At 45.8% G+C, this 14811-nt stretch carries 11 protein-coding genes; 6 read left to right on the top strand and 5 right to left on the bottom strand.

Annotation, left to right across the window (positions count from 1 at the left end; translation table 11 throughout):
* Nucleotides 1-172: 172 nt before the first annotated feature.
* Nucleotides 173-1528 (top strand): YjiH family protein, encoded by a 1356-nt coding sequence (locus K5Q92_RS17280; RefSeq protein ID WP_220770159.1) that lies wholly within the window; start codon nucleotides 173-175, stop codon nucleotides 1526-1528.
* Nucleotides 1529-1957: 429 nt separating this feature from the next.
* Here K5Q92_RS17280 and K5Q92_RS17275 read toward each other — a convergent pair whose 3' ends face one another.
* The 3 genes from K5Q92_RS17275 to K5Q92_RS17265 form a co-directional block, all read right to left on the bottom strand.
* Nucleotides 1958-3316 (bottom strand): NCS2 family permease, encoded by a 1359-nt coding sequence (locus K5Q92_RS17275; RefSeq protein WP_220770158.1) that lies wholly within the window; start codon nucleotides 3314-3316, stop codon nucleotides 1958-1960.
* A 341-nt stretch (nucleotides 3317-3657) separates the two neighbouring features.
* Nucleotides 3658-4896 (bottom strand): DEAD/DEAH box helicase, encoded by a 1239-nt coding sequence (locus K5Q92_RS17270; RefSeq protein ID WP_220770157.1) that lies wholly within the window; start codon nucleotides 4894-4896, stop codon nucleotides 3658-3660.
* Between the two features lie 127 nt (nucleotides 4897-5023).
* Nucleotides 5024-6004, bottom strand: a complete 981-nt coding sequence (locus K5Q92_RS17265) for a hypothetical protein (protein ID WP_220770156.1) — start codon at nucleotides 6002-6004, stop codon at nucleotides 5024-5026.
* 226 nt (nucleotides 6005-6230) lie between these two features.
* On the opposite strand from K5Q92_RS17265, the gene K5Q92_RS17260 reads away from it, so the two are divergent.
* The 3 genes from K5Q92_RS17260 to K5Q92_RS17250 all read left to right on the top strand — a co-directional run bounded on the left by K5Q92_RS17260 (nucleotide 6231) and on the right by K5Q92_RS17250 (nucleotide 8659).
* Nucleotides 6231-7418: a BamA/TamA family outer membrane protein gene (locus tag K5Q92_RS17260; protein WP_259649616.1), complete on the top strand. Its 1188-nt coding sequence runs from the start codon at nucleotides 6231-6233 to the stop codon at nucleotides 7416-7418.
* Nucleotides 7419-7611: 193 nt separating this feature from the next.
* On the top strand, nucleotides 7612-8142 hold the full coding sequence (locus K5Q92_RS17255) for a YgjV family protein (protein ID WP_259649615.1): 531 nt from the start codon (nucleotides 7612-7614) through the stop codon (nucleotides 8140-8142).
* A gap of 115 nt (nucleotides 8143-8257) precedes the next feature.
* Entirely contained in the window at nucleotides 8258-8659 is a 402-nt protein-coding gene (locus tag K5Q92_RS17250; RefSeq protein ID WP_220770154.1) for a PilZ domain-containing protein, read from the top strand.
* Nucleotides 8660-8739: 80 nt separating this feature from the next.
* Here K5Q92_RS17250 and radA read toward each other — a convergent pair whose 3' ends face one another.
* On the bottom strand, nucleotides 8740-10113 hold the full coding sequence (gene radA, locus K5Q92_RS17245; RefSeq protein WP_220770153.1) for a DNA repair protein RadA: 1374 nt from the start codon (nucleotides 10111-10113) through the stop codon (nucleotides 8740-8742).
* 466 nt (nucleotides 10114-10579) lie between these two features.
* Between radA and K5Q92_RS17240 the strand changes: the two genes are divergently transcribed.
* Complete coding sequence (locus K5Q92_RS17240; RefSeq protein WP_220770152.1) at nucleotides 10580-12997, top strand: PilZ domain-containing protein; 2418 nt, start codon at nucleotides 10580-10582, stop codon at nucleotides 12995-12997.
* Nucleotides 12998-13141: 144 nt separating this feature from the next.
* On the opposite strand, the gene K5Q92_RS17235 is transcribed toward K5Q92_RS17240, so the two are convergent.
* Entirely contained in the window at nucleotides 13142-13603 is a 462-nt protein-coding gene (locus tag K5Q92_RS17235; protein ID WP_220770151.1) for a DUF2127 domain-containing protein, read from the bottom strand.
* 397 nt (nucleotides 13604-14000) lie between these two features.
* On the opposite strand from K5Q92_RS17235, the gene K5Q92_RS17230 reads away from it, so the two are divergent.
* A complete protein-coding gene (locus K5Q92_RS17230) occupies nucleotides 14001-14732 on the top strand; it encodes a DedA family protein (protein WP_220770150.1) in 732 nt (243 codons plus the stop codon).
* The last annotated feature ends 79 nt before the right edge of the window (nucleotides 14733-14811 follow it).

Genomic DNA, 14811 nt, shown 5'->3' with positions numbered 1-14811 from the left:
CGGCAGTAGTGAATATCACTATTGAATTACTGAATCGTTTTGTTTCGATGTTTTAAGGCGACGACCTCGCCAACTAACAGTTGAATGGATATTCAATAATATTTCTGTTGATGCATAGACGTCTATTTATCGTCACATTAAGCAAAAACTCGCTATTTAGGGTGTAGAGAAAGTGTCAGAAAAACAAACCCATAATATAAAAACAATACTCACGTTCATCGTGCCATCTTTGATTGGTCTGCTGCTGTTTATGATGCCTATCAGCTATCAAGATGCACTGACGATCCCTATCGCTATCATCTCAAAAGGCTTACAAAACCTTTTAAGCAACGTACTCGTCGGTATCGTAACAGCCATTGTTATCTTCACCGCTTTCGCTTCGCTAGTGACAAAGCTATTAAAGCCAAAATTGATTGTTGAGAACCGTTTTTTTAACTCGCTCTTTAACGTAAGCCCTATCTGGCTAGTCGTGCGTATATTGGGTGCAATTTTTATCGCTTTGACATTCTTAGATGTTGGCCCTGAAGCTATCCGTTCAGGTAGCACTGGCGCGTTAGTACTTAACGATCTACTACCTGTACTATTTTCAGTCTTTTTATTCGCGGGTATGTTACTGCCACTACTGCTGAACTTCGGTCTACTTGAACTGCTAGGTACCATGCTAACTAAAGTGATGCGCCCTATCTTTAACCTACCGGGTCGCAGCGCAATCGACTGTATGGCCTCATGGTTAGGTGATGGTAGTGTTGGTATTTTGATGACCAGCAAGCAGTATGAAGCCCGTTTCTACACTCAAAGAGAAGCAGCCGTTATCGGTACCACCTTCTCTGCTGTATCGATTACCTTCTCGTTAGTGGTTATTTCTCAGGTCCAACTAGAGCATCTTTTCGTGCCTTTCTACTTGACCGTGTGTCTTGCTGGTTTTGTTGCGGCGATCGTCGTTCCTAAGCTGCCACCGCTATCTTGGAAGAAAGATCTTTATGTCGATGAAACGCCTCGCCACGCTGACGATGAAACCATTCCAGCGGGCCACGGTGTATTCTCATGGGGTCTACATCAGGCGCTAACCAAGGCTTCGCAAGCTGGCGGCGTTAAGCACACCCTCATTGATGGCATGAAGAATGTGGTCGATATGATTTTTGGTGTGATCCCTGTAGTAATGGGTATAGGTACTATCGCGCTGATGATTGCCGAGTTCACTCCAATCTTTGAATACTTAGGCATGCCTTTTATTCCGCTACTAGAGCTATTACAAGTTCCGGAAGCGGCTGCGGCCTCTAAGACTATTATGGTTGGCTATGCGGATATGTTTATTCCAGCAATCCTAGCAAGCTCTATCGAATCAGATATGACTCGCTTTATTATCGCGACCTTGTCTGTGACTCAGCTTATCTATATGAGCGAAGTGGGTGCACTACTGATTGGTAGTAAGATCCCAGTTAACTTCCTTGAGCTGTTCGTTATCTTCATCCTAAGAACACTCGTAACTCTTCCTGTTATCGCAGGTGTTGCGCATCTAATCTTCTAAAACCGCCTCAAATCGAGTCACGGTTTTAACTAAGCCAGTCGCTGTTGTGACTGGCTTTTTTATCTTTAAAATTCATTACATTAACCTTTATATAATGCCTCACTCAGCCTATTATCGACTCATGCTCAGCAATATTGGCTAGCGAGCTTTGAGTCTCGTAGCTTTGCTTCTAGGCAATCGTGACTGTGCACAGCCCTTCTCTATTTCCAGTTTCATAGCTTCTTTCACGGCGCCCAACAATCTTGATGTTTAACCCCTTAGTTCGTGTTATCCGTGAGACGTATTGATCTAGCAATCCAAGCCTCATTGATAATCGTGCAGTCGGTGAATACCTGTCAAACCGACTCAGCACTAATGGTTAATAAACGCAGACAAAAAAGCCAGTCACTGAGGACTGGCTTTTATATCGTATGGCTAAAGCGATGGTGCTTAAATTGCCCAGCCGCCCATGTAGAACACCACTAAACCTAAGGTAATGGCGAGCACGCCAGGCTTAAGCTTACGCCATTCGCCGCTGCATAGACGACCAATCACTAAGGTCACAAAGCCCAACATAATACCCGTTACGATATTACAGCTTAGAATGATAAATACCGCACAGGTCAAGCCCGCCATCGCGTCGACTTTATCGTCAAAATCAAGCTTAGTGACATTGCTTAGCATCAGTAGACCCACATACATCAATGCTGGTGCTGTTGCGTAAGCTGGAACTAGGTAGCTAAGTGGCGCTAAGAACATCATTAGTAGGAATAACACACCGACTATCGTTGCAGTTAGGCCCGTCTTACCGCCCGCAGCCGTACCTGCCGCAGACTCGATATAAACGGCGGCAGGAGCACCACCAACTGCGCCAGCAAAGATGCTGCTCACAGAGTCTGAAGTTAAAGCCTTACCACCATCGATAATATTGTCATTCTTATCGAGCAGGTCGGCTTGGCCCGCTACCGCACGGATCGTGCCTGTTGCATCGAAAATAGCCGTCATCACCAATGCCAATACGATAGGCAACACCACAGGGTTCAATGCGCCCATAATATCGAGCTGACCGATAAGTGACTTATCAGACATCAGATCAGGCAGAGCGAAAAAGCCTTGAAACTTAACCGCAGGGTCAAATATTAACCCGAATACAGATAGCGCAATGATGACCAATAAGATCCCACCTGGCATGCCGCGGCGTTCAAGTCCAATAGTCGCCGCAAGGCCAATGATAGTCGCGATCACAGGTAGGCTATGAATATCCCCGAGCGCCACAGGCAGGCCGGTGTCGTTGGCAACAATTAACTGCACACTGTTAGTCGCGATCAGTAATAGAAACAGACCTATACCAATGCCGGTACCGTGAGCGATCCCCTTTGGTAAGTTGGTTAGTACCCACTGACGAACGCCGGTCACGCTCACAAGTGTGAACACTACACCCATTAAGAAAATAGCGCCCAAGGTCACGGGAATAGAGATCCCCTGCCCTAGCACCATACTAAATGCGGTGAATGCCGTAAGTGAAATAGCGCAGCCTATTGCCATTGGCAAGTTAGCCCACAAGCCCATCAGTAGCGAACCAAAGGCCGCGATTAAACAGGTCGCAATAAATACTGCGCCTGTATCAAATCCGGCAGCGCCCAACATATTTGGCACAACAATCACCGAATACACCATGGCTAGGAACGTCGTAAAACCCGCGATAACTTCGCGTCTTAAGGTACTTCCACGGGCAGAAATATTGAAGTAACGATCCAGAATAGAATCGCTAGGAGTTGCAGAGTTTGGCAGAGTCTGTTCAGACTTCATAGTTTTAACCTTTTGATCTCTTAAATATTAGGCAAACCAACTGGGTTCAGTTGGCGACTAGGCTATGGCAGGTAGAGCCCCGACTAAAATATCGGGTGAGAGATCCACTTATGCCAAAACACGACACAGGTGACCTGCGAGCAATATGCCTGGTAAAATTTACTCTTACCAACACAGCCTTTGTTGGCGCGGAGTTTACAGCAATCGAGACGGCGGAAATAGTTAACCAAGAATATTTTTGATTAGTATCAATAAAAACATCCATTAACTTGTCAATAACTCTCCTTCGACGCTATAAAACGAAAAAAGCAGTGCTTAAGCACTGCTTTATTTACTATTACTTAGCGACGACGTTTACCGCCACCCAAGGCGCGTTTCTTTGCTCTTTGGCGCTGAGCAGATTTGCTATTTTTGCGGCTAATGGGCTCCATTTTAGTGAGATCGGGTTCAAAGCCTGTAAGCCACTGCGGGGCTAAACGCTTATCCAGTACCGTCTCAACTTCTTCCAGCAGCAAGGCGTCATCTTCACTATAGAGGGTTACCGCCTTACCAGTACTGCCAGCTCTTCCCGTACGACCGATACGATGAATGTAGTCTTCGGCAACAAAAGGGATCTCGTAGTTGACCACATATTTAAGCTCAACGATATCCAGCCCTCTTGCCGCGACATCGGTTGCCACCAGCGCTTTGATCTTGCCCAGCTTAAAGTCGTTTAATACCTGCTCGCGGGCACCTTGACCTAAGTCACCATGAAACGCCTTAGTCTCGATCCCTGCTGCTAACATCTTCTGCGCGATACTGTCTGCGGTCTGTTTTTTGCGGCTAAAAATAAGCACTTGATGCCAGTCATGCTTGTTAATTAAATGACAGAGTAGCTCGGTCTTACGATCGCTATCAACCGCATAGACTATCTGTTCGACACTCTCTGCCGCACTATTGGCCTTATCGACTTCTATGCGTAAAGGCTTATGCAGGAGTTTCTTACTTAAATCGTAAATCGCTGAGCTAAAAGTCGCCGAGAACAGCAAAGTCTGACGCTTAGCCGGCAGCTGTTTTAAGATCGCACTGATTTCATCCATAAAGCCCATGTCTAGCATGCGATCTGCTTCATCGAAGACTAAGTAGTCGATACTCGATAGGCTCAATGAGCCGCGACGAAGGTGATCCAATAAGCGGCCCGGTGTCGCCACCACTATGTCACAACCAGCCTTAAGCTTTGTCGCCTGTGCATCGATACTCACGCCACCATAGATCACTACACTAGAAATATCACTATTCGCCGCATATTGACCGACGTTGGCATTAACCTGTACAGCCAATTCTCGCGTTGGGGCTAAAATCAGTGCCGAGGGCAACTTATTGGGTAGGGAGGTATCAACCGCCTTATCGAGCAAGCGTTGCAATAATGGCAGGGTAAATGCCGCGGTTTTGCCGGTTCCGGTTTGTGCGCTAGCCATAATATCTTGGCCAGCTAAAATAGCCGGGATAGCCTCTGCTTGAATCGCTGTCGGCTGCTGGTAGCCCTTTTGTGCAATCACGCATTGAAGTTTGTCACCTAAAGGGAGTGATGAAAATGACACGCTGGCATTCCTTAACTTGATACATAAATCACAATCTAAACAGCCATAGAGTTTACCAGAACTCAAGGTGAATAAGCGCTAACATTTAAACATGCCCTTGAAGTTAACGACTCTAATGAGCAATCGTCTACTGCAGCCACCAGCTTTTATCTATCGCTGGAGTACCCGCCGGCAACGTCGGGTTATCTAAGTAGAACAGTTTGCGTTGGGGCAATTGTGCTTGCTTTATCTGCGCTTTATGGTGCTTTAAGAATAACCGATTAAATGAGCCGTCTGCTAGCGCCATATGTAGCCCCTCCTCAATACGCTTGGCTAGTGCGCCGTTGTTGTTATTCACGAAAAAATACACAGGGTATTCATATTGCAGTGCGATATGTTTATCAATAACCAGATCTGGAAAGGCTTTTGAATGTTCGGCAAGTTCCCGCCAGGCTTCATTAACACCACGGGGAAAGTAATCAAAGCGTTTGGCATTTAGCATAGCAAATAGGTTTTCATAGTTAGGCTGCTTCTGTACTGGAATATGATTACTTTCTAAGATAGCCAAATCCGCCCAATGAAATACAAAGCCAGCCTCAAGCTGCTTAAATTGCCCAAAACTATTTGTTGCAGAGTTTGCCACTGCGGCGAAACGCTCAATGTTATCTCTATGGATAAGCAGTAAACGTAAGCCTAAGATCCCACGCATAATCGGAATTTTTACAGGTAAGAATCTTTGCTCCCGCTGCTTGGTTGTCGCGAGAAAAACCACATCAATCTGGTTATCTTGCAACATTACCAGACCGCGACTCTGGCTGACCACCTGCGCTAGAGGCTCCAGTTTGGCGAGGCCATACTTCGCAGCGGTTTTCTCTAACACTAAGTTAAGCAGTGCAATACGGTAGTTGAAGCGGGAATCCTGCTGGTAATACTTCACCACTTGGGGCGCCATAGGCAAATCAGAACTCGATGCTGTTTGCCCTTGGGACTCTTTAACAACTCTCGTACTTTCCAAGGTGGGTGTCGCTTCGCGACCTTGTGCTGTGGCATCCTTAGCTAACAATTGGCAGCTCGCTATAGTGAACACTATTGCTGCAAATAGCTTAAGAGGCTTACTTCTGCTAACCATCTGATATTCCTACCACCAACGCTTGGTACACCTTGATATGTAGCTATGATGGCCGAATCATCTAAAAATTGAAACCGTTATTCAGGCTCATCCGCGAAGGTGGTAAGCGCATTTCATGGGGTATAACCATCTGCACTGACAACCTAGTTATCAACTTGTTACTTTATTGTTCTTTTTATACTTTAACTTATACTATACGCAAAACACAGATTATAAGAAAAACAGTATGCCCATCAACAAAATAGCCAACATTAGCCTTGCCGCTATCATAGGCTCTCTAGCATTTGACACTATCGCGGCAGTTGAGTTTTTCGATCCTATCGATGGCTACTTTGATGCTGGACAATACCTTGCAGAAAACGCCTATGGTTTTTTACCCGTCCCAACGATTATCACCGAACCTGCGGTGGGTAACGGCATTGCCGTTATGGGGATGTTTTTACATGAAAGTGCCCAGCAACAACAGGCACGTAAAGAGCTTGCCACTCACTCAATCGATGGCGGCGCACAGCTATTAACGCCGGGGATCTCGGTTGTTGGCCTTGGCGCAACAGATAACGGCACTAAGATGGCATTTGCAGGTCACAGGCAAACCTGGGCAGAAGACAGCATTCGCTACCTTGTCGGTGGGGGTTATGGCGATATCAATATGAGCTTTTACAGCCAGAGAGACTTTGCCCAAGACTTGTCGTTAGACATGAATATGCAGGGTTTTGGTGTTATTCAAAAGCTGCAATTTCGTATCGATGAAAGCCCTCTGTTTCTTGGGATATCACAAAAGTATGTCAGCCTAGACTTAAGCAGTCGCCGTGAATTTGAAAATATCCCACCTGAACTTGCAGATAGGCTCGCAGATATTATCAACAGACCCCCTAAAATCTCCTCGATTGGCGCCATTGCCGAATACGATAGCTTAAACAACTTCTTCATGCCCACCAGCGGCTACAATTACCTGCTCGAATACGATTGGTTTAGTAAAGATCTCGGTAGTGATTACAACTACCAAACACTTAATGTTAAGGGGCTGAACTATTGGTCGCTATCAAACAGCCTCACCTTAGGTTTAAAACTGCAATATCAAACCATAGACAGCAACGGGCGCCTGCCGATTTTCACCTACCCCTTTATCCATCTACGTGGCATCCCCAAAAATCGCTATCAGGGTCAAAACGTTGGCTCAGGCGAAGTACAAATCATGTGGAAGCTAAACCCTCGCTGGATGTTACTCTCTTTTGCTGGAACTGGAGTCACAGGCAAGAGTAGCCGCGATATGTGGGACAGCGAGATGCAAAATGCTTACGGTGCAGGCTTTAGATACACCATAGCAAGGCGGTACGGCTTACACATGGGAGTCGATGTTGCTCGCGGTCCAGAGGACACCGCTTTGTATATCAATGTTGGCAGCGGATTTTAAAGAGACAATAGTGACTGTCGTCGCCTCTCACTAAGCAAGTTAATTTAGGCAACCCTGATATAGCGAGAGCTGGCTCACAACTCCAACAAAATGTGAATAATTAAAACCGAGTTAAACGCTTACGATCACAGCTTTAGCGTTCAAAAAAACGACAATACCAAGCCTTTTTTCCGTTTTTAGGTTTTGCAGTTTAGTGTTTGAATTATCACATCACGCGTTATTATGGGCGCAAGTCTTAGGCTTCATTTCGATGGCAGTGGGTTGGTGGGCCAACTCTCAGAAAAATGATCGACAATTACTCTCTGGTAATCTGATTGCTTCAAGCCTGACTGCAGTTCACTTAGGTTTGCTTGGCAGCAGCTTAGGCATGTTTAATCAGCTGCTTAATCTTTTACGTTTCGCGACATGTCGAACCCGCAGCCATCAAAGGGGCTTGCCTGCTCTGTTTTCGAGTATTGCCCTTCTACAGGGATGGATATTTGCCGAGCATTGGAGCGAATGGTGCGCTGTGGCAAGCGCCGTGCTGATGAGCTTTGCGCTCTTTTACTCAAGTGGTACTAAATTGCGCTCGGCGATGATGATAAGCAACCTACTTAACTTAACGCTTTCCGTCTACCTAAGCTCTTGGTCAGGGATCGTATATCAAGTTGTCACACTGCTGATATTAACCCGCAGTCTAATGCCCTATAGACAGGCTCAGTGCTTTGATGAGCAGACCGCTTGACTGTTCCAACTTACCATCTAAGGTCAATTTATCCGCTTGAAATTTGTACAACCATAGTCACTTAGCTATGATTGCCATAAGATAATGATACACGCTGTAGGGATCACGGTTAGATATGGATGACAGACGATTATTTTCGCGGATAATATTTGCTACGGATGCCCAGTTAATCAATCATGATAGCTGCTGGGCAACCAAGCTATTGGATATTAGCCTTAATGGCGCCTTAGTCGAACTCCCTCAAGACTTTAGCTTTTGTGGCAGCGAACTAACACTGGAGTTCAGCCTTCAGGAGCCTGAATTTAAGGTCTCAATGCTAACAAAATTAGTACACAGGGAAAATCAACACCTAGGTCTTGCCTGCCAGCACATCGATGTTGAGAGTATTAGTCACCTTCGCAGACTACTGGAACTAAACTTAGGCGATTCCACTCTACTCGATAGAGAATTAGAACGGTTATTCAAGCCGGATAACTGCGCTAGCTTAGGCTCTAACTTAAATTCCAACTCTCAGTAGTAGACAAGTCGACTGCGATAACGGATAGCGTCAGATAAAAGCGCCGCAATTTTTGCGACGCTTTTGTTGTGGATGAATCGCTAGTTGATTAACTCTAGCAACTCATGAATCGTCTTCACCGGAATAATCTTCGCTCCAGAGCCTTCCATAGACTTATGGTAATTACGATAGGGAATAAAAATCTCGGTGAAGCCATGCTGAATCGCCTCCCTGACTCGTGGCACGCCACTGTCGATAGGGCGAACGTCACCGTTTAAACTCAGTTCCCCCATGATGCAGGTTGTTCTCGGTACTACAAAGTCATTCAAGCTACTGAGCAACGCCGTCACCAACGCCAAATCAATACAGGTTTCAGACTCATCAATCTTAAGCCCGCCCACCAAGTTAAAGTAGGTGTCGTGGAAGATTTTGGTCTTAGTGTGCTTACGCAAGATACCGGTCAGCATCTTGATTCGGTTCATATTTAAGCCCACACAAACGCGCTGGGGAAACTCAGCTTCGGTTTCAGTAGTTAAACACTGGATCTCAAGCAGTAGGTTACGATTGCCCTTACGGATACAGGTGATTGCGGCTCCCGGTGACTCGGTGGTTGAGCCCGACAGAAAGATCTCACTCGGATTATCGACACTTATCATGCCGCGCTCAGTCATCTTAAATATGCCCACAGTGTCGACATCGCCAAAACGGTTCTTATTCGCCCTAAGGGTACGCACCTGACCGTCGTTACACTCGATGTGGGTCAAACAATCGACGATATGAATAAGCGTTTGCGGCCCGGCAGTTTCATTATTCTTATTAACGTGCGCCACTAAAAACATGGTCACATTGTTTTGCTTACAATACTGAGTTAATGCTTGGGCACTGCCTTTAACCTGTGATGGCGAGCCTGGGCTACCGTTAGCTAAATCAGTCACTACCGCCTGAATCGAATCGATTACCGCAAACTTAATCTTCTTCTCTTCTAATTCGGCGATAATGGCTTCGACACTGGTTTCTGCCATCAAATAGAGGTTGTCTTCATTGCAGTCTAACTTAAGGCGATTGACTCGGTTTTTAAACTGAGACAGTGACTCTTCGGCAGTACAGTAAAGAGATGGCATTAACTGCGACATGCGAGAGACAAGATCCGATAGAATCGTGGTTTTACCCGCCCCCGGATCCCCTGAAATAATATTCACCGATCCCGTGGTCAACCCTCCGCAGAGGACGCGGTCAAGCTCGCCAATCCCTGTGAGCATCTTTTGAGCTTCAAACTCTTCAATCTCGTTTAATTTTTTTGAGCCGCCGCCCACAGAGCCCGCGTAACCAGAAACCGAAGCGCGAGCGGGTTTAATCGCCGAGATCTTCAGTTCACTAATGGTGTTCCACTCCTGACAGGCACTACATTGTCCCTGCCAGCGAGGAAAATCCTGACCGCATTCATTACATACGTAAGCTGTTTTGTTCTTTGCCATAGCCCTTTCTAAATCACATAAAATCGGTAAAGTAATGCCAATATTGGCCGATACTAATTAAAGTAGGGGTAATAAGCGAATACTCCCTTAAAAAAATGTCTAATACCAATCAATATAAGAAGCTGATCTACTCAGAGCGCTTTTTGGCAAACTAATTCAAGGCGAATAGCTGAAAGAATGGTTACTCCCTTGTGAAGCTGTTCAACGCAGAAGTAGGCAGCCAAAAACGCTCCAAAATGGCGAGTTTTAGCGCCTCTGATGCAGTGTTAACGAGCTTAACCGTAGAATAACTATGCTCTTCACTCGTTGCAAACCACATGGATGTGGTGAATGTCATTCAAGCAGGAGCATTTAATGACCTTGCCTCAGAACCGCTAAACTCTCGCTGAGCGTTCAGATCTTTATACTGATTGGTATAAAATCCTATCAGCCATCGCTCTATTTAGCATCCCAAAAGAAGTGATTAATGACTTTAGAATTGCATAAAGCTCTTATTGAACAGTTAAAACCCCTATTAATGGAGCCTGAGTTTTCGGAGCTATTCGAACAACTTACTGCCGATGAAACCAATTCAACTCGTTTTTTACTCAAGATGGAGCTCAATAGACTGGCTTCAGCCTGCACGAGACTGATCGATCTACGCAATAAAACCGAACTCGACTGTGAGGAGTTTACTTTTGCAGGCCAGCAACATTACCTAGACGCCCCTGCTAAAGAAAGGTTTTTAGAGGCTCTCGCCCTCTATCGCGACGAGTATACCTTAGGTGTATACGAGCAGGTGATTGAGGCTCACAAGCGTCGAATTCTAAAACAACGGCAATCTAGCCAGAATGAAGTCGCCGTCGATGCCTCACCATTTGTTGCTAAGGCCGTGGTATTAGGCAGTTACTTTGCCCGTAGCGAAGAGCGTATGAACTACAGCATGCGGATCAGTGTGATTCAGGGGCATCTTAGCTTAAAGGGGATCACGGTCGATCTCTCCGTTGGCGGCGCTAGGATCCGTATTCCAACAAAGCAGGGGTTACAGTCTCATATACCCGTTCGTATCAAGCTATTGGAACTTGGGAAAGAGTACTACCATGAGGATCTGCAACAGGGTATCGACTATCAAATTGTCGATGCTGAAGAGAATCATGAATACTGCTGGTTAAGGTTAAAGCGAGTTTCCGGCAGCGAAGCATTAGCTCAAATGCTAGAAAAACTGATCCGAGGTTATAAATTTCGCTACAAGGTCGATGTCAATGATGTCTTAGTAACGACAAAAGGACTGGGGTTTGAACGCCATTACCTGCCGCACCTGCCACACCTACCACTGTTTGTTAGTGGCAAAGGCCGCGAGAGTGATACCGACGAGGTAAGACTATCACTGAGTCATATGCTACTGAGTCGTGATAACCAAAGTGTCAGTGAGTACTTTAAAGATGAAGATAATATTAGTCAGCTAGGTGCCTTCCTTACCCCAGCTAGAATCAAGTGCATCATCGACTCTGAAGACAATAGCCCCCACACTCTGTTTTTCAGCTTTACTTTTAGAGCTCGAGGGGCGCTCTACTTTTACTCAGCTAGCTTAGCCGAGCTCAAGGCACGTAACCTGTTGGCACTTTTGCTCAACTTTGCCTCTAACAAGGCTAGCTTTCGCATTTTTAAAGTCACCAAGCAAGTGATAGATCATCAGCAATCCTACAAGGCCAGTGTCCTACCTGGGGATGAAGCGCGCTATTCAGCGCTCACCGAAGCACAACTTGGCGCATTTACTCATGTGCTGCAGCTTAGTGATATCACCCCAGAGAAAGCGGCAGAGCAGTATAAGAGTTGGAGCGCCGTTCATTTAGCTAGCGAGACTCAAGTCAGTGTAAATGAACTGAAAATTTTTGGTCAACAGAAAATAACTCAACACGCCATAAAACCGATCTCACTGCAATTTAGCGAGCGACGCAACGAATCACGCTTCGCCTTTAAAACTGCAGTGATGCTAAGCCAAGGCGAGATCCATACCATAGCGAGTACTGACGATATCTCCAGCCGCGGCATGAAGCTCACCCTCTCAACTCCCGTCAAGTTCAATCAAGCTGAGCCAGTTTTAACTAGCTTCCCTAAGCTGCAAGCTATCGCAGGCAAGCGTATGCTTCAGTCCCTGCCCTATCGCTTAATCCGCACCCGTAAAGATGGCGTGACCTTGCACTTTGCGGCGCAAATAGGTCATACGCCTCATGTGGGAGTCGAGTTCTTAAATCAGTTAATTGAACATAACCGCGAAAAACTAGAAAAACTCAGCGAGAACAATCAAGACGTTAAAGAACTGGCCGATGGCATGAAAAACATCGTCATGCGTAAGCTCGCCTCTTTACCTTACTATCTAGAGCGTACGGAAAAATCAGCCTATATCTCAACGCTAGGCATAGGCACCGAGCAAAACCATGTCGCCAATATTTTTGCCTCTCAGCGTGATAGCACTACTGAGTATGATCTCGCGCCACTGCTAAATAACGATAGACTAAAGCGTGACTTCATCACACCAATTCGCACAATGAAACCACAACATGGTTTATCCCATTTTGAAGTCTATGTGCAGATCTCACGTATGTCCCAAGGACAGATAAAAGTACGCTGTATCGGTGAGCAGGATCTACCTGAACGCTCGCAGCAATTGAGCTTTATTCAGCGTAGCCAGAACCTTGGTGAATTTATGGCGCTGAGAGTCTATCGCGGCGCGACAGGCAAACCCGACTTAAACTATATTCGCAAAGAACGAGACTACATCCAGATCCACGCCTCCCATAAAGCCAAAAAGCTAGAGGAGCAGCTTTGGAATATTATTGGCGTTGGTGAGCTACTAGATGTCACCCATGAGGTGCGATTACGCTTTCCTGAGCTTAACGATTAACCCTGCGCTCGCACTCTGAAACTTTGCAGTGCCCCTGATAATAACTGTGACTTGGACATCACCAGCACCCGAGGCTTAATAAGCCTGCAGTTGAGCAGGCTAAAGCTGAGATAGTTAAAGTTAAGATCCCTTAACCAGATATAGCTAGACTTGAGGCGCTGGCGGATGCTTTATCACTCGATACATATAGCCGACAACCGCAAGGTTAATCAGTAGCACTGCAGCCGTAAGCAAATTAGGTTTAGTCAATAATTCATAGGCTTCAAAAGGGAGGTAAATGCCGCCACTGAGTAACGCAAACCATTCGGTCCACACTAGGCTATGCCAAAGACCATAGGCTTCGACAAAACGTATCGCGGCATACAACAAGGCTCCGGCTATCACAAACATAATATTTTCCTTCGTCACCTTCCCAGCCTCGGTAATTACCTCTTGTACTAAGTGATTTGCAGGATTTAAATGAGAGTGCCGCAGTAACTCTTCCACCACCAACTGAATATCTTGCCCTGCTAGCTTGTGCAGCCCAAAAACGACTAATACCGATATTAGGCCTTTAGTGGCCTCAAGAAGTGCTATGGCTTTTAAGCCTTTCTTAACTGATGACATGGGATCCTTTAAGGCTAAAGAGAGACTCTATAGCTATCAATGATTGCAAATAGCGCTATTTACCTATTTTACGCCATTTTACAATATATAAGTGCGGTATTAACTAGCTTTAATGGTGGAGTGCATTTTGACTCATTTGTGCGGCCAACCCCCATGGTCGCTGGCTCATATTTAACCACTCATTAATTAATAATGAACTGAAGATGTATTTTTATTAATGAAGGCGAATAGTTAATTAGCCCCGATAACTCCTGAGGTATAGTGCTAACTAAGGCGATTTATGTCCGCAAATCGGAGATGCTCTAGGTAGGATAAACACTACGACAAGCAATTATATCAACGCTTAGCTGGATTAAGTCATCGCCTTGATAACTATGCCCCTTTAGGAACACCAACAATGCTAGATTCATTCGTCTCAGTCATTACAGCCCTATGGCAACAAGACTTCGCTTCATTGCAGAGCCCTGGTAGCGCAACCATGATATACGTCTGCGTTTTCACCTTAATTTGGCTAGAAAGTGCATTTCTTCCCGCGGCCCCCATGCCCTGTGATAGCGTTGTTATCCTCTCAGGCAGCCTAGCCGCAGCAGGAATAATCAGCTTCCCAACAGTATTTGCCGCTTTGGTCATTGCCGGCGCGACTGGCAGCTGGGTGGCGTTCATTCAAGGTAGATGGCTACATAGGCTACCTAAAATCCAGCGCTGGATAGATGCGGTACCCGAAAACCGTATGAAGACAGTTGATACTCTACTTAATAAACATGGACTGCTGGCTCTATTTACCGCGCGCTTCATTCCTGTTGTACGCCCTCTATTGCCATTAATGATGGGGCTACATATCAAGAAAGTCTCAAACTTCCACTACTTTGCTTGGTTAAGTGCCGTGAGTTGGTGCGCATTATTACTTGGCTTTGGATACGCCCTATCCTACCTGCCAGAGAGCATTGCTCGTGTCGTCACCATGGTACTCATTATCGCTCCATTCTTAACGCTGGCGATTGCCATTGTTAGTCTGTTAAGTAGCTTCATCATTAAGAAGAGACGCGCAAAAAAACCGATTGTCAGTGAGATAATTCAAGAGGCGGTGCTACCCAAGGCGCAACCTATAATGAAGAAAACCATAAAATAGTCTCGCTACCCTAGTTAAATTTCTATCATCCAAAAGCCACCTCACAAAGGTGGCTTTTGTTTTGCCGAAAAAATTGCGT

The sequence above is a fragment of the Shewanella sp. MBTL60-007 genome, from assembly GCF_019654915.1.
GTDB lineage: Bacteria > Pseudomonadota > Gammaproteobacteria > Enterobacterales > Shewanellaceae > Shewanella.
Note: the sequence above shows the minus strand (reverse complement) of the source record. Positions and strands in the feature narration are given on the sequence as shown.